This window comes from Desemzia sp. AGC72, from assembly GCF_057334175.1.
Genome location: NZ_JBHFIG010000004.1, coordinates 119199 through 139851, shown reverse-complemented (window position 1 = coordinate 139851; position 20653 = coordinate 119199). Strand labels below are relative to the sequence as shown.

General features: G+C 38.4%; 16 protein-coding genes. All 16 read right to left on the bottom strand.

The features are described from left to right. Positions 1–85: 85 nt before the first annotated feature. The 16 genes from ACE025_RS03250 to ACE025_RS03175 all read right to left on the bottom strand — a co-directional run bounded on the left by ACE025_RS03250 (position 86) and on the right by ACE025_RS03175 (position 20592). The gene (locus ACE025_RS03250; protein WP_485937421.1) at positions 86–1153 is read right to left on the bottom strand and encodes a diacylglycerol kinase; all 1068 of its coding nucleotides are present in this window, start codon (positions 1151–1153) and stop codon (positions 86–88) included. 22 nt (positions 1154–1175) lie between these two features. Then, on the bottom strand, positions 1176–2606 hold the full coding sequence (gene gatB / locus ACE025_RS03245) for an Asp-tRNA(Asn)/Glu-tRNA(Gln) amidotransferase subunit GatB (protein WP_485937419.1): 1431 nt from the start codon (positions 2604–2606) through the stop codon (positions 1176–1178). A gap of 15 nt (positions 2607–2621) precedes the next feature. Then, complete coding sequence (gatA, locus tag ACE025_RS03240; protein ID WP_485937417.1) at positions 2622–4076, bottom strand: Asp-tRNA(Asn)/Glu-tRNA(Gln) amidotransferase subunit GatA; 1455 nt, start codon at positions 4074–4076, stop codon at positions 2622–2624. Between the two features lies 1 nt (position 4077). After that, positions 4078–4383 (bottom strand): Asp-tRNA(Asn)/Glu-tRNA(Gln) amidotransferase subunit GatC, encoded by a 306-nt coding sequence (gatC, locus tag ACE025_RS03235; RefSeq protein WP_485937415.1) that lies wholly within the window; start codon positions 4381–4383, stop codon positions 4078–4080. Positions 4384–4637: 254 nt separating this feature from the next. Continuing rightward, positions 4638–5828 carry a CamS family sex pheromone protein gene (locus ACE025_RS03230; RefSeq protein ID WP_485937413.1) on the bottom strand — a complete coding sequence of 397 codons (1191 nt, stop codon included), beginning with the start codon at positions 5826–5828 and terminating at the stop codon, positions 4638–4640. A gap of 4 nt (positions 5829–5832) precedes the next feature. Next, positions 5833–7881, bottom strand: a complete 2049-nt coding sequence (ligA, locus tag ACE025_RS03225) for an NAD-dependent DNA ligase LigA (protein ID WP_485937411.1) — start codon at positions 7879–7881, stop codon at positions 5833–5835. A gap of 66 nt (positions 7882–7947) precedes the next feature. Further along, positions 7948–10182: a DNA helicase PcrA gene (gene pcrA, locus ACE025_RS03220; RefSeq protein ID WP_485937409.1), complete on the bottom strand. Its 2235-nt coding sequence runs from the start codon at positions 10180–10182 to the stop codon at positions 7948–7950. Positions 10183–10407: 225 nt separating this feature from the next. Next, on the bottom strand, positions 10408–11058 hold the full coding sequence (locus tag ACE025_RS03215) for a GntR family transcriptional regulator (protein WP_485937407.1): 651 nt from the start codon (positions 11056–11058) through the stop codon (positions 10408–10410). A gap of 355 nt (positions 11059–11413) precedes the next feature. Then, the gene (locus ACE025_RS03210; protein ID WP_485937405.1) at positions 11414–12298 is read right to left on the bottom strand and encodes a DMT family transporter; all 885 of its coding nucleotides are present in this window, start codon (positions 12296–12298) and stop codon (positions 11414–11416) included. 126 nt (positions 12299–12424) lie between these two features. Next, on the bottom strand, positions 12425–13723 hold the full coding sequence (gene purB / locus ACE025_RS03205; RefSeq protein WP_485937403.1) for an adenylosuccinate lyase: 1299 nt from the start codon (positions 13721–13723) through the stop codon (positions 12425–12427). A 167-nt stretch (positions 13724–13890) separates the two neighbouring features. Then, on the bottom strand, positions 13891–15000 hold the full coding sequence (locus ACE025_RS03200) for a 5-(carboxyamino)imidazole ribonucleotide synthase (protein WP_485937486.1): 1110 nt from the start codon (positions 14998–15000) through the stop codon (positions 13891–13893). A gap of 33 nt (positions 15001–15033) precedes the next feature. After that, positions 15034–15612: a DUF2179 domain-containing protein gene (locus ACE025_RS03195; protein ID WP_485937401.1), complete on the bottom strand. Its 579-nt coding sequence runs from the start codon at positions 15610–15612 to the stop codon at positions 15034–15036. 81 nt (positions 15613–15693) lie between these two features. Continuing rightward, positions 15694–16275 carry a xanthine phosphoribosyltransferase gene (locus ACE025_RS03190; RefSeq protein WP_485937399.1) on the bottom strand — a complete coding sequence of 194 codons (582 nt, stop codon included), beginning with the start codon at positions 16273–16275 and terminating at the stop codon, positions 15694–15696. 112 nt (positions 16276–16387) lie between these two features. Beyond that, positions 16388–17740, bottom strand: a complete 1353-nt coding sequence (locus tag ACE025_RS03185; protein WP_485937397.1) for a hemolysin family protein — start codon at positions 17738–17740, stop codon at positions 16388–16390. A gap of 132 nt (positions 17741–17872) precedes the next feature. After that, a complete protein-coding gene (pbp4, locus tag ACE025_RS03180; protein WP_485937395.1) occupies positions 17873–19912 on the bottom strand; it encodes a penicillin-binding protein PBP4(5) in 2040 nt (679 codons plus the stop codon). Positions 19913–20043: 131 nt separating this feature from the next. Then, the gene (locus ACE025_RS03175) at positions 20044–20592 is read right to left on the bottom strand and encodes a glycoside hydrolase family 73 protein (protein WP_485937393.1); all 549 of its coding nucleotides are present in this window, start codon (positions 20590–20592) and stop codon (positions 20044–20046) included. Positions 20593–20653: the final 61 nt, after the last annotated feature.

Below are 20653 nucleotides of genomic sequence, written 5' to 3'. Positions count from 1 at the left end.
TTATTCTCCTTCCACTCAAAAACATGCTAGACATTTTTGGGGCGATTATTCTTTTATGTGCAACGGCCGGTTGATTTCCTGTTTTCTACAATTCGTCTGAATCATTTGTATAAGAATTCTTCAATTCGTTGTTTTCTTGCTCGTTTTCTGGTAATTCTCCTGTTAATTCTTCTACTTGTTTCAAGAAGGCTTCTTCCACATCATCTGCGAACTCATCTTTTTCCTCTACATCATAAGGAATCAAATCAACATCTGCATACATTTCGATGTGTTGTTTCAAGTTGATAAATTCAACAGGCGAATCCCCGCCGTACTCTCCATCTAAATTGATCATTAATGGAGTAGAATCCGTTGTTTGTGCTTTGATTTTATTGGTTTTTACATAGACGACATTTGGACTCGATATGTGTCTAGCTCCGTTTAAGAGCTTAGCAATCAAACGGAAGATTTCTAATAAATTGGCCGTTTTAACAATGATTAGGGTGAACTTGCCATCGTCTAATCGAGCGTCTGGAGCCAGCTGTTCAAAACCACCGACTGAATTGGTCAAGGCGACGAAAAACATCGAAGCACTTTCTTCAAAAACACCTTCATCATATTCGATTCGCATAGGAACAGCTTTAACACGAGGCAGCATTTCAGCACCCTTAACAAAATAAGCTAAGTAGCCAAAAACGGATTTTAATTGCGATGGAACTTCATACGTCAGTTCAGTCAAATAGCCCGCTGCACCAATATTGATAAAGTAAGACATTTGTTTCTGTGTGATTGATTGTCCAATATCCATATGGATAGTCTGATTTTTCTCGATGATTTTTGCTGCAGCGATCAGATCATTTCTCGGGATATGCAACGCTCTAGCATAATCATTTGTAGTCCCTGCAGGAATGATCGCCATTTTAGGTCTTTTTTCTAGACCGGCTAATCCATTCACAACCTCATTGATTGTTCCGTCCCCGCCAGCAGCCACGATTAAATCAAAACCTGCTTTTGCTGCTCTTTCCGCTTCATTCCGAGCTGAAAAGGGCTCAGGCGTTGTAGCAAAAGCACTGGTTTCATAACCAGCACTTTCATACACACTCAAGATATCTACTAAATTTTTCTTCAGCAATTCGCGCCCAGATGTTGGATTATAAATAATTCTCGCACGCATCTGTTTTACCTTCTTTCCAAAATTACCGTTTGCTCAGTTCTTCATTCAACAATTTATTCACTACACCAGGATTTGCTTGTCCTTTAGTAGCTTTCATTATTTGACCAACGAGGAATCCTATCGCACGGTCTTTTCCATTTTTAAAATCTTCAATGGATTGCGCATTGTTGTCTAAAATATCATTGATGATCGGCAATAATTTAGATGGATCACTTAACTGTACCCAGCCATTTGCTTCTACGACTTCATTTGCATCTCCGCCATTTTGGATCAACTCACGGAAAACTTTTTTCGCGATTTTTGAACTGATCGTTCCATCTGCAATCAAATTAATCATTCCTGCTAAGTTCTCAGGAGTCAATTTCGTATCGTGCAATTCTAGTTTTTCACTATTTAAATAAGCTGATACCTCACCCATCAACCAGTTGGCTGCTTGTTTCGCATCCGCTTGATTAGCAATCGTTCCTTCAAAGAAATCGGACATTTCTTTAGTCGCTGTTAATTGCCCAGCATCATAATCAGATAAGCCAAAGTCTTTTACATAACGCAAACGACGCTCTTTAGGCATTTCAGGAATCGTTTCTCTTACCGTTTCGATCCACTCGTCTTCAATGTATAAGTTTGGAAGATCTGGTTCTGGGAAATAACGGTAGTCACTAGAACCCTCTTTCACACGCATCAAGATCGTTTCACCTGTTGCTTCATCATAGCGTCTAGTTTCTTGTTGAATAACGCCGCCAGCAAGCAATACTTTTTCTTGGCGTTTTTCTTCAAATGCTAAACCTCTGCGTACAAAGTTGAAAGAGTTCAAGTTTTTTAATTCCGTTTTTGTTCCAAACTCATCCTGTCCAAATGGACGAATAGAGATGTTTGCGTCGCAACGCATTGATCCCTCTTCCATTTTAACATCACTTACGCCTGTATATTGAACGATTTGTTTCAACGCTTCAAGATAAGCATAAGCTTCTTCCGGCGAACGCATATCTGCTTCAGAAACAATCTCGATCAAAGGCGTTCCTTGACGGTTTAAGTCAACATAAGAATAGCCGTCTGTACCATGAGTGTTTTTCCCAGCATCTTCTTCTAAATGAACGCGTTCAATACGGATTTTTTTCTTTTTGCCTTCGACTTCGATCTCGATCCATCCATCGTGCCCAACCGGCTTATCAAATTGAGAAATTTGGTAAGCTTTTGGATTGTCTGGATAGAAGTAGTTTTTACGGTCAAATTTTGTATCTTGTGAGATTTCACAATTTAAAGCTAATGCAGCACGGATACCGTAATCTACAGCGCCTTTATTGATCGTTGGTAAAACACCTGGGTATCCCCAGTCGATAACGTTTGTGTTGGTATTCGGTTCAGCTCCAAAATGTGCTGGAGATGGTGAGAACATTTTAGAGTCGGTTTTTAATTCTACGTGGACTTCTAGTCCGATTACTGTTTCAAAATTCATGTTTCGTCTCTCCTCCTACAAATTTGGTCTTGCCTTGTGGAATTCTGTTGCTTGCTCAAATGCATATGCTGCTTGGTAGATTGTTTTTTCATCGAAATGTTTTCCGATCAACTGCAATCCAACAGGCATGCCGTCTGAAAAACCACAAGGAATAGAAATTGCAGGAACTCCAGCTAAGTTTACCGGTACTGTTAGGATATCTGATAAATACATTGCGATTGGATCATCGATTTGTTCACCGATACCATAAGCAGTTGTCGTTGTAGTAGGTCCTAAAATCAAGTCGTACTCTTCGAACACATTTTCAAAGTCTCTGCGGATCAACGTACGAGCTTTAGAAGCTTGTTTGAAATGAGCATCATAGAATCCAGAACTTAATGAAAACGTACCTAACATGATACGACGTTTAACTTCTGGTCCGAAACCTTCTGTACGTGTTTTAACATACAATTCCTCCAAAGATTCTACATCTTTAGCTCGGTAACCATAGCGTACTCCGTCAAAACGTTGCAAGTTGGAAGAAGCTTCCGAAGAAGAAATGATGTAGTAAGCAGGAATTCCGTATTTAGAATGCGGCAAACTAACCGTTTCAACGATTGCTCCTAATTTCTTATATGTTTCAATAGCTTCTAAAACAGCTTCTCTCACGCCGACTTGAAGCCCGCCTTCTTGCATGTACTCTTTCGGCACACCGATTTTCATTCCTTTAACACCGTCTGTAATGCCCTTAGTAAAATCAGGCACTTCTTCAGTATAAGACATAGCATCTTTAGGGTCGTGACCGCTGATAGCATTCAATGCAATCGCATTGTCTTTTACATTACGTGTAAAAGGTCCGATTTGATCTAAACTTGAACCAAAAGCAATCAAACCAAAACGAGACACACGTCCATAAGTCGGTTTCATTCCCACTACACCTGTAAAAGCTGCAGGTTCACGAATGGAACCCCCTGTATCTGTTCCTAAAGAAACTGGAACTTGTCCTGCTGCAACAGCTGCTGCTGAACCACCTGAAGATCCACCAGGTACTTTATCCAGATTCCAAGGATTGCGTGTTAGCTTGAAGTAAGAGTTTTCTGTACTTCCACCCATCGCAAATTCATCCATGTTCAGTTTCCCAACTGAAATCATACCAGACTCTTTAACTTTTTCTGTAACTGTAGCATCGTAGATTGGGATAAAATCTTCCAACATGCGGCTTGCAGCAGTTGTCAGCGTTCCTTCTGTAACAATGTTGTCTTTGATCCCGATAGGCAATCCTGCTAGGATGTTTTCCGGATCAATTCCAGCTTCATCCATTTCACGAGCTTTAACTAAAGCTTCTTCCTCAGTTAACGTGATAAATGAACCCACTTGATCTTCCGTCTCGGCGATGCGGGCAAAAACTGCAGTCATAATTTTTTCTGCTGTTGTTTCTTTATTTACCAGCATGGTATGCAGTTCTTCTAATGTATGATCCAACAACCTCATCTTATGCATCTCCTTCCGAATTATCTATCATTGCGGGTACTTTCACTAATCCATTCTCATGGCGTTTTACATTTTCAAACAATTTATCACGGTCAGTTCCTGGCACTGCTTTGTCCTCACGCATGACACTGGAAGTTGCCATACCATGTGTTGTAACAGGTACATCTTCTGTATCCAACTCACTTAACTGCTCGACCATAGCGATAATTTTATCCATTTGTTCAGTAAATTTTACAATCTCATCTTCTGGAATCTCCAACTTTGCTAATTTTGCAACGTGTTTGATATCTTCTTCAGTTACAACCATTTGCTATTTCACTCACTTTCTAAAAGTTCACAGATTTAAAACTTCCTTCCTATAATATCACAAACCGCGTACAGACTCTATGAATTCTTTGATTTGACAAGGAGAATTCTTTAAAAGCGCACATTTAAAGAATACATTATAGAATTTTTTCTTTTTAATCACAAAATAAAAAAGTGAGAACAGTGAACCCTATGATACTTGGTCTTTGTTCTCACTTTAAACGAATCATTCATCTTGATTTAACGTTAAATGCTTTAATCAAATACATGACTGTAAAATTGGTTTTCTCCCGTCTCTCTTGCTAGGAAAGCTTCAATGCCTTTCATAGAAGAGACAGTGATCTCGATCGGGATATTTGGCGGTAAAAATTTCACTGCTTGATCGTAAACGTGTTGCGTAAATGCGATCACTTCTGTTTCTCCATAAAATTGAGTCACTATATCAACTTTCATTTTGACCAATGTATCGTCAATATACGTTGCTTCTGCAGTAACCCCGCTTAAGTTCGGGAAGAAACTTTCTACTTCAGATTTGAAGTTTTGGAAACTATTCAACTCCGTACTTTCGCCTCCTTGCAATGGAAAGACCAGCTTTTTAACTGACAGATTAGTCCATCCGCCGACTGAATTGCTGCCGTTTTCGCTGACACCTTCCGCTACATATGAACCTCCAGCCAAGCTGTCTTGCGGAGTTTGTTTAAAGATCCCTACAACGATTGGAATTTCTTCCAATCCTTCGATTTGGCGCATACGCTCAATGATTTTATCCGCCATTTCTTTCCCTTGTTGTATCAGTTCTTCTTCGCTGATTTTTGTTTCAAAAGTTGCATCGAATTGTTTCTTTTGATAATAATCGACTGTATTCATTGCCAACCCTATGCTGATCCCAGAAAGTTTATAGCCATTTTCTGTTTCAGTAACGTAATTTTGTTCCAAAATAGACTCTAGAAAAATGGGTGTCCGTTCGTCCGGCTCTTTGCTCCCATTGTGTTGAGGATTCAATCCTTCAAGGTTTTGGCTTTTTTCATCCACTGTAATAGGATCTCCATACTGATTAAACCCTTTTCCCTCTGGTCGGTAACGTTCAAGCCATTTGTTTACTGTACTGCTGTCTAGATATTGACCTTCTTGTATCAAGTGATTATCCGTTGAAAAATGCTCTTGAGAGATTTCCAATAATCCCGTTTCAAATGCTTTTAGATTGTAGTTCGAATTTGTTCCTAATGTGGCCCCTCTGTTTGCACTAGTTTGATATTGGCCATCGGTGATCAGTGAGCGATAGTATTCATCAGATAATTGACGCGAAGTACTTGTAGCCTCTTCTGCTGCCAGTTCAGTTTCTGAACTGTCCGTTGTTGTTTCCCCTGTGTTTTCTTCCCCAGGAGCTGCACATGCAGTAAAGAACAATACACTTCCTGCAAGTAACATGAGTAGTTTGCTTTTCAAACTCTTATTCCTCTCCTTCTAATGTTTCCAACAATTGATCCTCGTTCCAAACGGGAATCTCTAAACTTTGCGCTTTTGTCAATTTGCTTCCTGCATCTTCTCCAGCGACTAAAAAGTCAGTCTTTTTAGATACACTTCCAGTTACTTTTCCGCCCAGATTCTCAATTCGTTCTTTAGCTTCTTCACGCGTAAAGTGAGTTAATTTCCCGGTCAAGACAATTGTTTTTCCATTGAAATATGAATCACTTTCTTCTACTACTTCTTTTTTCTTTCCAAGATACTTCAAGTTAACACCTTTTACTCTGAGCTCATTGATCAGCTCAGCCACTTCCGGAAGCTCGAAAAATGCTACTACACTCTCTGCAATAATCGTACCAATGCCCTCAATAGCTATTATATCATCAGCTTTTGCTTGTTGCAGCTTCTCGACCGTTTCAAACTCTTCCGCTAGTAGTTTCGCTGCATTTACCCCCACATTGCGAATACCCAATCCGAAAATCAGACGTTCTAATGAGTTGCCTCGACTAGCATCAATAGCATTCAGCAAATTATTTGCAGACTTGTCTTTGATTTTATCTAAAGTGACTAGTTGATCATACGTTAAACTGTACAAATCCGCCACATCTTTTACTAATTCTTTTTCATACATTTGGATAATGACTTTATTTCCTAATCCATCAATGTTCATTGCATTACGAGATACGAAATGAGTCAACCCTTCAATAATCTGTGCAGGACATTTCGGATTGATGCAGCGCAAAGCAACTTCTTCATCTAAATGCACCAACTCGCTGTCGCAAGCGGGACAATGTGTCGGGAATTCGTAAGGAACGCTGTCTTTTGGACGCAAATCTTCTACCACCCTTGTCACTTCAGGGATGATATCCCCAGCTTTATGGACCACCACAGTATCAAACAAGCGAATATCACGCTCTTTGATCAAATCTACATTGTGCAAGCTAGCTCTTTGTACAGTAGTTCCAGCTAATTGCACTGGATCCATGATAGCTGTAGGTGTCACTACTCCTGTTCTTCCAACGGTCCATTCGATCGTTCGGACGACTGTATGGGCTTCTTCAGCTGGAAACTTATACGCTATCGCCCAACGTGGAGCTTTTATCGTATAGCCGATATCCTTTTGAGCTTCAAAATCATTTACTTTAATGACGATACCATCAATATCATAAGGCAGACCACTTCGGTGTTCTTGGAATTCTTGTACATATGACCACACTTCTTCAATCGTTTTATAAACACGGCGTTCATGATTTGTTCGGATACCAACAGTATCTAATTGATCTAAAGCATCAGACTGGCTGACTGCATCGATTTCTCCAAAATCAGCAACAGTATACATGAACGTATTTAAATTACGTTTGGCTGTTTCTTTTGGATTCAAGTTTCTCAATCCGCCAGCTGCTGCGTTTCTAGGGTTGGCAAAAATGTCTTCTCCATTTTCCTCACGTTCCATATTCAATTTTACAAAAGACTCTTTCGGCATATAACACTCGCCGCGTACTTCAATAGAATAAGGTTTTTTTAGTTTTAAAGGAACTGACTTTACAGTACGAACATTTTGGGTCACATTCTCTCCCACTACTCCATCTCCTCGAGTAGCAGCCCGCACCAGCTTTCCTTCTTCATATTTTAAAGAAAGAGCTAGTCCATCGATTTTCAATTCACAAATGTACTCCACTTTTTTATCTGTCAATTTTCTTACTCGACGGTCAAAATCTAATAAGTCCTGTTCACCAAAAGCATTTCCGAGGCTCAGCATCGGAATGTCATGAGTCACTTTTTCAAATCCCGGAAGAACCGTTCCGCCAACTCGTTGTGTAGGCGAATCTCCGCTGATCAATTCAGGATAAGCTGTTTCTAGACTGACAAGCTCCCTATATAACTGATCATATTCCGCATCTGTTACTGTAGGTTTATCCAATACATAATATTCGTGGCTGTATCGGTCTAAGACGTCTCTTAATTCCTCTACTCTTTTTGTAGCCTCTTCAAAGGATAAATTCGTCGGAGAGTAGTTTCCTGTGTTGTCAGTCACATAAATCCCTTCTTTCTTTATTAGTTTGTAGACTTTCATATTTATGGATTAAATTCAGTACATTTTTTATGATTGGACTTTTTCTATTGGAGCAAAAGCAGCCAATAGACGTTTGATACCTGTAGGAGCTGGAAAAGCGATATCTAATTGTAAATTATCGGCATTTCCAGTAAGTTTGACCACTGTACCAACACCCCATTTTTTGTGCATAGCCTTATCGCCAACATTCCACTCAACTTTATCCGCTCCGCTGCTGACTTTGCTGGAAACTGGAGCCTGAGTCGGATAAGGTGTGCTGTTCGCACGTCTTTCTTTATTGATAAATGGTGCATTGCTTCTGAATGGAACAGATGTCGTTTCTTTGTGCATCAAATCCATTACATCATCACTGATTTCTTGGATAAATCGTGAAGGAGTATTAGCTTGCGTACGCCCGTACAATACTCGAGAATAAGCATTTGTCAAATACAACTTCCGTTCAGCTCTAGTGATTCCTACATAAGCTAGACGACGTTCTTCTTCCAGTTCGTTTTCTTCCATCATAGCACGAGAAAGAGGAAAGATGCCTTCTTCCATTCCAATCAAGAAGACGACAGGGAATTCCAATCCTTTAGCTGCATGAAGTGTCATTAAAGTCACTTCACCATTTTCTGCTTCTAAGTTGTCTAAATCCGATACAAGAGACAGATCTGTTAAGAACGTCAATAAGTCTGTTTCTCCTCCTGCATTGTCTTTTTCAAACTGTTGTGTAACAGACAAGAACTCTTGAATATTTTCTAGGCGAGATTCTGATTCTAAACTTTTTTCAAGTTCTAACGATTCTTTGTACCCGCTGCGTTTTAATAATTCTTCTACCAATTCCGTTACCGGTAAATATTCTTGCATTTTCTGCAAGTCTTTCATCATTAGGCCGAAGCCTTCTAATGCTTTAGATGCTTTTCCTGTAATACTTGTTAAAGCTACATTTTGAGCTGCTTCAAGCAACGACCAATCATATTGGTTTGCAAAAGCTCTCAACTTTTCTACCGTTCCTGGACCGATTCCACGTTTAGGTACATTTACCACGCGTTCAAAACTCATATTATCAGACGGATTTGCCATAAGACGCAAATAAGCTAAGACATCTTTTATTTCTTTACGATCGTAGAATTTATGTCCTCCGACCATTTTGTAAGGAATGTTCGATTGCAGCAAACTTTCTTCAATCTTACGTGATTGAGCATTTGTTCTGTAAAGTACAGCAAACTGCCCATAATTCAGATTGTTTTCTTTCATTTCTTCTTGGATTTTTGAAACGACATACCGAGATTCGTCACCTTCACTTTGGGCACGATAATAAGAGATTTTTTCTCCATCGTGGTTATCTGTCCATAATTTTTTCTCTTTTCGATTGGCATTGTTGCCGATAACGTCGTTTGCTGCTTGAAGAATGTATTTAGTAGAACGATAGTTTTGTTCCAATAATACCACTTTTGCATCTGAATAGTCTTTTTCAAAGTTTAAAATATTTTCCATATCAGCTCCGCGCCATCCATAAATACTTTGGTCAGCATCCCCTACGACACAAATGTTTCGGAATCGATCTGCCAATAATTGAACTAATGTATATTGAGCATGGTTGGTATCTTGATATTCATCTACGTGGATGTATTGGAATTTTGCTTGATAATACTGCAGCGTTTCAGGACTTTCTTTAAACAAGCGAGCTGTCAACATAATCAAATCATCAAAATCTACTGCTTGATTGCGACGCAGTTCTCTTTGATAATCATCATAGCAGTCTGCTACTATCCTTTGAAAATAAGACGCTGCTGTTTCTCTATATTGTTCTGCTGTCAGCAGTTCATTTTTTGCATTGCTGATTTCAGCAAGAATCGCTCTTGGATTAAATTTTTTCGGATCAATGTCACGCTCTTTCATAATGCGCTTCATCAGAGTTTGCTGTTCGCCTGGATCACTGATCGTAAAAGAACGTGTATACCCAATCCGATCGATATCACGGCGCAAGATTCGTACACACATCGAGTGAAAAGTTGAAACCCATACCTCACTTCCACCATCTCGAATCAAGCGACTGACACGTTCTTTCATCTCTTTTGCTGCTTTATTGGTAAACGTGATAGCCAATATATTCCATGGGTTGACGTTTTTTTCTTGAATCAAGTAAGCTATGCGATGGGTCAACACTCTGGTTTTCCCACTCCCAGCACCTGCCATAATCAAAAGAGGTCCATCAGTATGGATAACAGCCTCTTTTTGACGCGGATTCATTCCATTTAATAATTCTTCTCGTAATACCACTTATTTACATCCTCTCTAATTCCTAAAGGTACACTTTGCTTTTGTTATACCTGTATCCTGACTTCTGCCATTATTTCCTTGTCCATTTTACCATAGTTTGATTCTTCTTAGAGTATGAGATGCAAAACTTCAAAGTAAAATCACAAAAAAAAATACAAAAACCTTCATATCATTGAATGAAGGATTTTGTTTTGTATTAACAGTATAAATAAAACATTAAACTACTTAAATTCCTTGCAGCAAAGCTAAAGATAATTGATTCATCAAAATCCGAATTTCTTTTCTAGCATAGGCATATTGAGAATCAGCTACGTACTCTGCTAATCGGCTAAGGTGACGGATTTTTATTTTTCTGCATTCCAGTAAAACAGCTTGAATCTCTTCATTGTCTTGCTGGTTCAATGAGCGAAAAGTATCCATAAGGACAGAGACATTATAAGCATTCTTTGCATGTCTGACAAATTCCTGCCAGTAACGAATCTCCGCTTCATAAAAGTCATCCCCTTGATCTCTGCCAGTTAGAGCAGTCATAGATTTCACATAGTCCAATAATTCATTTTTTGTAAATGTGACCTCTCGGATTTGCATTTGATGCAAATAATCATTCAACATTAATTCCATAAAACCAAGGCGGTCTTGGAAACCTTTATTATCGATAATAGGTTCTTGAATTATGGCCCCCTTATGAGGAATGATCTTCAAGATTTTTTCTTCCTGAAGACGAATGAAAGCTCTTCGTATAGGGGTTCGACTAATCCCCAACTCTTTAGACAAATCAAGCTCTGTAATATGTGTTTGAGGCAGCCATTGTCTGCTGTCGATTTTATTTTTTATGTACTGATATGCCTGAGTCTCTAAATTTTTTACTTTTACCAATTCTTTATTCCCCTTCTTATATTTCCTATATTTTTATCTCACAACTACTATACCATTTTCTATAAAAACAATTTTGTGTTTACGACATTATATTTGATTATAGAGATAAATGTACGGATATTCAACCCGTTTATGGGAAACTGTACTTAGAAAAGAGTGCTATTTCAAATATTAGCCGCATTTAGCTTCTACATAAAAATTTACAAAAAGAAAACCTTTTCCTAACAGGTTTTTTATATCGATATGGTATCTTTTAATCAGTGTAATGGATCACTGTTTTGCCATACATTTGTATGGTTTTGCCCCGAAAAAACTGCTTGAGCCCACAAGCAGTTTTTTTTTTCGCCTACTCCTTTTAGGCAGACATTTCAGAAGCAGATACTGTTTTTGTTTCGCTGATAAACGAAGCTCCCAATACGAGTACTCCTCCAATAAGTTGAATCAGAGTAAGTTCTTCTTTAATAAATACCGCAGAGAAGAAGACTGCAGATGCAGGATCAACATAACTCAGCATGGCTGTTGTCTGACTCTTCAAATATGGAATGGCAGAAAAAAATAACGCATAGGCTATCCCAGTATGCACAACACCTAAAACCAATAAGTAGATAAAAGAATTTCTATCCACTGTCGTCAAATGAAAACCTTGAGTTGCTAATACATATGGCAGCAAGACTATTGAAGCGACAAATAATTGAATAAAGGTACTTTGTAAACCTGACAACTCTTTAACAAATCGATTCACGAGAATGACACTCGCATAAAGAACAGCAGCACTTAAGGCTAACCCGACACCCTTTATATGGTCAGCACTAATTATTCCTGCTGCTCCACTATTAACGATCAAAAACATACCTATCATAGCGGCTGCTGTGCAAAGTATTTTTTTAAGCGTCAACTTCTCTTTAAATAAACTTGCTGAAAAAATTACAACGATAACGGGTGCAATATAGTAGCTTAGAGTGGCATTTGAAATCGTAGTGTACCTATACGATTCAAACAATAAAATCCAATTAATACCAATTGCCGCCCCAGAAAAAAGCAGTACCTTTGCATTCTTCTTAAAGACAGCTAAAGGAATCATTTCTTTTTTCAACACTAAAACTCCTAGTAAAAATAAACTCCCAAATATCCCTCGGTAGAGAGCAATTTCGCTGGAAGAAAGGGCAATGTTTTTTACAAAAATACCAATGGTTCCAAACGTGAGCATAGAAAAGACAACACTCAATTTTGCTTTTTTCATTTTTTGCACCTTCTTTTCTTCTGTATAGTGAAACACACAAAAAGTAGAGTAACATACCTCTATTTCTGTGTGTTGTTTTCTTGTTTATCTTATTTTAATCCTTTATGTGCAAGATAAACTAACTCGTTATTGATCAAGACCCAATCGCTTAAACACTTTATCCACATTTTTCAAATGATGATGATAGTCGAATGCATCATCTAGCTCTTCTTTGGAAAGGAGTTTACTGATTTGCTCGTCTTCTTCTAACAATTCTCTAAACTGCATTTGTTCATCCCACGCCTGAGCAGTTTTCGGTTGAACCAGATCATAGGCTTCTTCTCGGCTCAGCCCTTTATCAACCAATTTAAGCAACACTCGTTGACTATAGATCAATCCATAAGTAGAATCCATATTGCGCAGCATATTTTCTGGAAAAACGGTCAAGTTTTTAACCAAGTTGCTGAATCGATTCAACATATAATCCAATAAAATCGTCGAATCTGGAATGATGATTCTTTCAGCAGAAGAATGGGAGATATCACGTTCATGCCATAATGTTACGTTTTCATAAGCCGTAATCATATGACCTCTTAGGACACGAGCTAAGCCGCTCATGTTTTCTGACCCGATCGGATTCCTTTTATGCGGCATAGCAGAGGAGCCTTTTTGTCCTTTTGCAAAGTACTCTTCTACTTCGCGTGTTTCTGATTTTTGAAGACCTCTGATTTCTGTGGCAAAACGCTCAATACTTGTTGCAATCAGCGCTATAGAAGAAATATACTCCGCATGCAGATCACGAGGCAAGACTTGTGTAGAGATTTCCTGAGCTCTGATACCTAAATGATCACAGACGTATTCTTCAACTTCTAATGGGATGTTAGCAAATGTTCCGACAGCTCCGCTGATTTTACCCGCTTCTACACCCTTAGCAGCGTGTTCAAAACGTTCGATGTTCCGCTTCATTTCGGAATACCAAGTCCCTAACTTCATCCCAAAAGTCGTTGGTTCGGCGTGGACTCCATGTGTTCTGCCCATCATAACGGTATACTTGTGTTCTTTTGCTTTTTCACCAATCACAGTTAAGATGTTTTGCAGGTCTTGACGCAATAAATCGTTGGCTTGTTTGAATAAGTATCCATACGCTGTATCTACAACATCAGTACTTGTCAGTCCATAGTGTACCCACTTTCGTTCTTCACCTAAAGACTCTGAGACAGCACGCGTGAAAGCTACCACATCATGACGAGTCTCTTTTTCGATTTCAAGAATACGTTGAATATCGAAAGAAGCATTTTCCCGAATTTTTTGAACATCTTCTTTTGGAATCTCTCCTAGTTCAGCCCAGGCTTCATCTGCTAATATTTCAATTTCCAACCAAGCATTGTATCGATTCTCATCTGTCCAAATGGTTCCCATTTCCGGTCTGGTATATCGTTCAATCATTTTTGTAGTCTCCCTTAATCAAAAATTTTCTAGTTGGATTTTTTTAAAATTCCCTTTATTACTTTAGCATTATGTCTCTCATCTGTCATGACTTATCTCTATTTTTTTGTATTGTATTCAGGGTATAAAAAAAGATCAACCAAAACCTGTTGATCTTCTTTAAAATATCAGTTCAATATACCCGTATCTTGCAACAATTCTATCGTCATATCAATGTCTTCTGTCAAAACTGTTATATGCCCTATACCTTCACCATAGTCTCTTTCGACTCCATAATAATAAAAATGCCAATCGGGTTTCAATTGAAGCTGATTTTCAACTTCGGAACGGTTACTTTCAAAAGTTTTTACCATTACGGCTTTAGATTGTAATTTAATCTCGGGTAACGGCCATCCGCAAATAGCACGGATATGTGCATCGAAAAGTGATATAGAGCAAGCATCCATCGTGCTTAAGCCGCTATCGTGAATCGTTGGCGTAATATCATCCACATATAAGGCCCCACTAGACGTTAAGAGTAATTCTACTGTCATCGTACCTATTAAATGGCTTCTTTGAGCAATGTCCAACGCTATTCGATTCACTTCTTCCGCTACTTCATCATCAATATGTGCTGGAAACAAACTTTGGTACAAAACATCATCTCGATACAAGTTTTCAGAGACTGGAAAGGTACGTATTTCTCCTTGAGGATTGCTGACCACTGAAACTGAAAGTTGTCTTTCAAAAGGAATCAGTGCTTCTAAGATACAAGTCCCATGAACAAGCAACGCTGCACTCTTCTCAAAATCTTCTTCACTGTATAAAGTAACTTTTTGTTTTTGTCTCTTGTCTCGATGCAAAGTTTTTAATACACATGGAAAACCCAATTCTCTGCTGGCGGTTTCAATATCTTCTGGAGAAACGATTGTTGCATAAGGAGCAATATTGTAATTTGCGGCTTCTAAATACGCTTTTTCCAATATTCTATCTTGAGCGACATCTAATAATTCAATTCCTTGTGGGAAAGAGACTGTTCTCGAAATTCTTTGAGCTGATTCTGAAAAGACATTTTCTGCTTCGATTGTTACGACATCACACTTAAAAGCTAATTCTGTTAGAAGCTGAGGGTCATTGATATCCCCTACTAACTGCCAATCAGCTAGTTGAGCGGCTGGACAGTTTAATACAGGATCAAGAATTCCTACTTGATATCCCCTTTTTTTAGCAGACAAAGTCAGCATTCTCCCTAAGTTTCCTCCGCCAATAATACCAATCACTTTGCTAGGAGTTATCACATTTGCCAAGATTTATCCCTACCTTCTAAATATTCAGTTTTTTTCATCTTCTTTTTGTTGTTTTTGTTCTAATTTGATTTCTTTTCTACGATTTTTCACACGTTTTGTCCAGAATCCACCGCTGATATATTTCGGTTCATAAGAGATGACAAACGCTTTAGGTGCGAGTTCTTCTATTTGCTGATACAATTTCCGTTCTGTTTTCCGGGGCGTCAGAATCTCTAAAACCATCCGGTCGCCTTCTTTACCTAAAGCATAACTCGTTGTTACACCATACCCTAATTCACGCAAGCTGGAGGGAATGTCATTCTCAATAGAAGGAATGATTGCTGTAACCATAATATACCCTAATGCCAAGTATTCTTCAATTTTAATCCCGGCTAAAATTCCGGTGCCGTACCCTAAGGCATATACTAAGATATTCCAAAAATTATCTAATCGATCCAGTACAAGGCCTAATCCCACGATGTAAATAGTCGTTTCTGCCATCGCTACTAACGGTGCGGCCAGACGGTACCCTTTCATCGTTAACATCATCCGAATCGTCATCAAAGTGACATAACCTACGTTGATTATAAATATTGTAGCTAATAATCCCAAATCTATTTCCATTTAGCTGTGCTCTCCTTATCTGATTAAACATATCACTTGTTACTTACGGTTGTACTTCTAAACTATAGGCTTTGATTTTTGTTACTGGTTTTCATCTACAAATACAACCTTGCCATTTTCTAATGAGCTGATGCGTGCAAGTGAATAAACGTCTGTCCCTTTTTCTTCTAATAAAGAACGACCAGTTTGAAAAGATTTTTCAATAACGATACCGATTCCTGCTACTGTTGCCCCTACTTGGTGACAAATACTCATCAATCCTAAAGCAGCTTGACCATTGGCTAAAAAATCGTCAATGATCAAAACTGTATCATTTTCAGACAGAACAGAGTTGGAAACGGATATTGTATAGTTTTGTTGTTTGGTAAAAGAATAAACATCAGCTGCAACCAATTCATCTGTCATGGTAATACTGATGTTTTTCTTTACCACAACCACAGGAACACCTAAAGACAGTCCTGTAAAAACGGCAGGAGCTATACCTGAAGCTTCAATCGTCACAACTTTTGTGATTCCTTTTTGTTCAAAGTATTTCGCAAAATCTTCCCCCATTGCTTTCATCAGCACAGGATCTATTTGATGATTCAAAAATTGATCTACTTTTAATACACCTTCACTTAACACACGTCCGTCTTTTACAATTCTTTCCTCAAGTAATTTCATTCTCTTCCTCCCATTAGTAGGTTATCAGCTTTGATTGTATCTTATTAGTTCAATAGATTTAGATAGAACAAAAGGTTAAACCATTTTACTGGCTTAACCCTTATGTTAATTATTAGTCTTCATCCATAAGATTTATTCCTGTAGAATCTTTTGGTTCATCTAGTCTTTCAACGATTAAATTGCTGATACGCGAAGATTCTATTTCATTTGCTTTCAACAAGAAATTTTCGTATTCAACAAATGCGTCATCACCATCTCTAGGAATATTTCCATATTCTATAATGAAGAATCCGGCAATCGTATCAACATCCGAGGATTCAATACTCGTACCAAAGAACTCATTGAATTTAGACAATTGTGTAGATCCGTCTACTAAATAACGAGTATCATTGATTTTCTCGATCAATGCATATACTTCATCGTACTCGTCATCGATATCTCCTACAATTTCTTCCACAACGTCTTCCAGTGTAACAACTCCTACTACACCGCCGTATTCATCATTCAATACAGCCATCTGGTTACGTGTTTTTCTCAGTTCATAGATCAAATCATCAATATAAATCGTTTCTGGGACAAATAATGGTTCATTTAATATTTCTTTTAGATCGATATCGTCAATATTGCGATTTCGACTTTCTCTCAATAAGTTTTTAACGTGGATGATCCCAATAATATTATCCTTGTCTTCAAAATAGACTGGTACACGGGAATATGGGATGTCTAAAAGTTTAGGGATGTTTTCCTCATTCCCATCATCGTAATCAATCATGAATGTATCTGTTCTTGGAACCATGACCTCTTTAGCCATTTTAGTATCCAAAGATAAGACACCTTTCAACATTGAAAATTCGCTTATATCAATAGCTTCGTCTTTTTGACTTTGTTCTAAGTAAGAACGAAACTCATCACGCGTCATTTTTTCTTCTTCTTCTGAAAATTCAATTGGTGTAATTTTCTTCAACAGATTTGTTGATAAAGAAAGAAATTTTACGAAAGGCATCATTACTTTTTGAACTGCCAGTATAATCCCTGCAGTTCCAAGTGCAACACTTTCTGAACGCTGTAAAGCTACTGTTTTTGGAAACAGCTCTCCAAATACCAATGTGATATACGAAATAATTATTGTCACGATAACAACTGCTATAGTTGAAGCACCGGGAATATTTCCCAACAACGGCATGAAACGATCTGCTAATGATGTAGCTGCTGAAGCACTGTTTAAGAAACCTGCCAACGTAATAGCTACTTGAATAGTAGATAGAAAGTTGTCTGAATTGCCTAATAACTTCAGTACGTTTTTCGCTTTCTTATCACCATTTATGGCTTTCTCATTTATTTTGCCTTTGTCTAAGGAAACAAACGCCATCTCTGCTGCGGCAAACAATGCATTAATTGCTGTTAAGCCTACAATTAAGATTATCTGGACACTCAGCGAAGAATCACTTCCGGGGTCTGGGGTCATTTATCATCTTCTCCTTCAATAGTTATAAAAATTTATTTATAAAACATTACTAATGTACCATTATTTACAGTTTATTTCAACATATGATTCTCATAGGTTTTTAATCAGTTTGCCTGTTACTAAAAAAAACAGCTACTGTAATAAATTCGGCATTTCTTCTATGACGGGTTTCAGCAGCTCGATGACTTCTCCACTTGCGCTTTCTTCCAACATCCCCAACATCATATAAGAATTATTTTCTGCATCAAATGTCAAAACGAATCCATTATTCTTGTCTACATTTTGGAATTCAGCTGTTGCCGTTTTTGCACCAATCGAGTAAGGCAGGTCAGCCAATTGATGAGCTGTCCCGTTTTCATCCGTAACCACTTCAAGCAAATACGAACGAATCAAATCAGCAGATTCTTTAGACACTACTTGTTTGGGTTCCGCTGTTTCTTGATCACTGGTCAGTTTCGGATAAACCAACGTTCCATCATTCAAAAAGGCACTATACGATACGATTTGCTGAATAGGGCTCATCAATAGTTCTCCTTGACCATATGCAGTATCTGCTAATAAGATCTCAGAATCCAGCTTACCTGAATTGGATAGTTGAGCTGGTTGCATCGCAATCGGCAAATCAAATTCTTCTCCAAAAACAGAATTGCTCATCCCTTTTTCAACCGTTTCTTGTCCCATTTCCAAAGCTTCTTGAGCAAAGAAAATGTTGTCTGAATAAACTAATGCTTCTCTTAAAGAAACTTTATCCACTTCAGTCACTCGATGTACGGCATAATTCCCCCATGATTCATTCGCCTGCCAAGTATCTCCATAGATTTCATGTACTTCTTCAGGAGTCGTCTTCCCTGAATCAAGGCCGATTCCTGCTGTGATCAATTTAAATGTTGAACCTGGAGCAAGTCGAGCTGTATATCTAGCAAGGAATGGTGTGTTCTCATCGTCAAGATAAGCTTGATAATCCTCATTGGTGATTCCTCTAGTCATCAAACCAGCATCATATGAAGGTGTGCTGACTAGTGCTAACAAACTTCCGTCTTCAGGATCCATCGCTACTACAGATCCATTTTCCCCTTCAAGCGCTTCATAAGCTTTTTGTTGAACATCTGCATCGATCGTTAACTGAATATCTTCCCCATTTTGAACTTCTTGTTCTTTTAAGACAGTTTTGGTCGTTCCTTCAGCATCTTTTAATATGATCGAACCACCGGATTTACCGCGTAACCGTTCATTATAAGCAGCTTCCAATCCAGATTTTCCGACGATTTCTCCAGCAGTCAACGTTGGATTCTTTTCAATCTCCTCAGCATTCACCTCGCCAACATAGCCGATCAAATGAGCTGTAGCTTCATTCAAAGGATAAGTCCGCATGCTGACTTCTTGATACATTACACCTGTCAATTCCTCAGTCTCATCAGAAGCTATCGTTTTAAACGGCACAAAAGTATCTTCCGTAACCCAGCTCTGTTCCAACAATCCTTCAAGGTAATCTACTGAAACTTCAAATGTTTCACTGATTTTTGCGAGATTATCTGTTCGTGCATCTTCTTCACCTAATGCTCCAGGGTAAAGACCAGCTCTCATCCAAACACCAGCTGTTGCCAATGGATCTCCGTCTCGATCCACTATTTTACCGCGTCCGCCTTTTTCAAATTGAGCTTCGATCACATCACCAGGCTCCATATCTGGCAGTACGAGATTTGGTTGCCAATCTACAAAAAACTCATCTTCAGCACCCTTTGTTAGAGAAGCCGAATAAGCTAAGTCTTCAATCGTTCCAATCGGAGTCACAAGATTTAGGATATAGGAGAATTCCATCACGTCATCCGATTCGTTTTCATTAAATACTACGTCGGATACTTCTACATCATTAACTTGCATTTCATTAAAAGAGCTTTGATATAATTCTTCTACTTGCTCTTTTGTAAATCCAGCATCTACCAGCGAAGATTCGCTTAATACAGCAGGCAGCCCGGAAAAATCTTGTTCTTCTAAGTAAGCGATAAATTCTTGAGATTTTTCTTCCGCTGCAGCTGAATCTGAGTTTTTCCCATTAAAATAAGACCAAGCCATCCAACCTATACCGCTAATGACAGCTACTAAAAGGACAACAACAGCTATCCACATTAGTTTACTCAGTCCCCACTTTTTTTGTGGTTGATTTGCCGACATTTACCACTCCTCCTTTAAGTTTCTTTCCTTTTACACTTTACTGCACTTATAGTTATTTTACTTCAAACCATTTTTTATTCCTAGTATATTCTCTATATACAATCTGTGCTGAGATAAAAGTTCCTGACTGGTTAATCATCATACTGATGAAGCTGATATTGTTCAATCAAACGAGTCAGCTTTTCCGCATAAGTTGGATCGGTGGCATAACCGTTATCTTGTAATGCTTGAGCAGCTTCTTGATAATTTTCAGCCGTCAGAACTGTCGTATACTGTTCTGCATTCCAATTGGTTCCATTTACAAATAACAACGCATGGTCGTCCATTGATTCTTGCCACGTTTCGTATTTTCGAAAAGGAGCTTTTATCTGGATCCACTCTCCATTTTCAAATTCTTTTGTTTCCATCATGACCGTATTTTCTGAGCTGCTGCCTTTTATACCATACAGATTTTTGTTTTCTGTTGCCAACTCACTTGTCCCCCAATCTGATTCCAAGATCGCTTGGGCAATACTGATACTAGGCAGCAAGTCATATTGTTCTTGCAATGTCTTCGCATGACCTGAAATCTGAACAATAAATTCTTCCTTCTCTCGGCTCGAATTCAGTGGTTCAATAATCGATTTCCCTAGCAGAGCTAATGCTCCAAAAAAAACAAAAAACAAAATAAATAAAATCATCAGAATTCGACTAGGCAAAAAACGTCTTTGTTTGGAACTTTTTTTTCTATGCGTTGTTTTC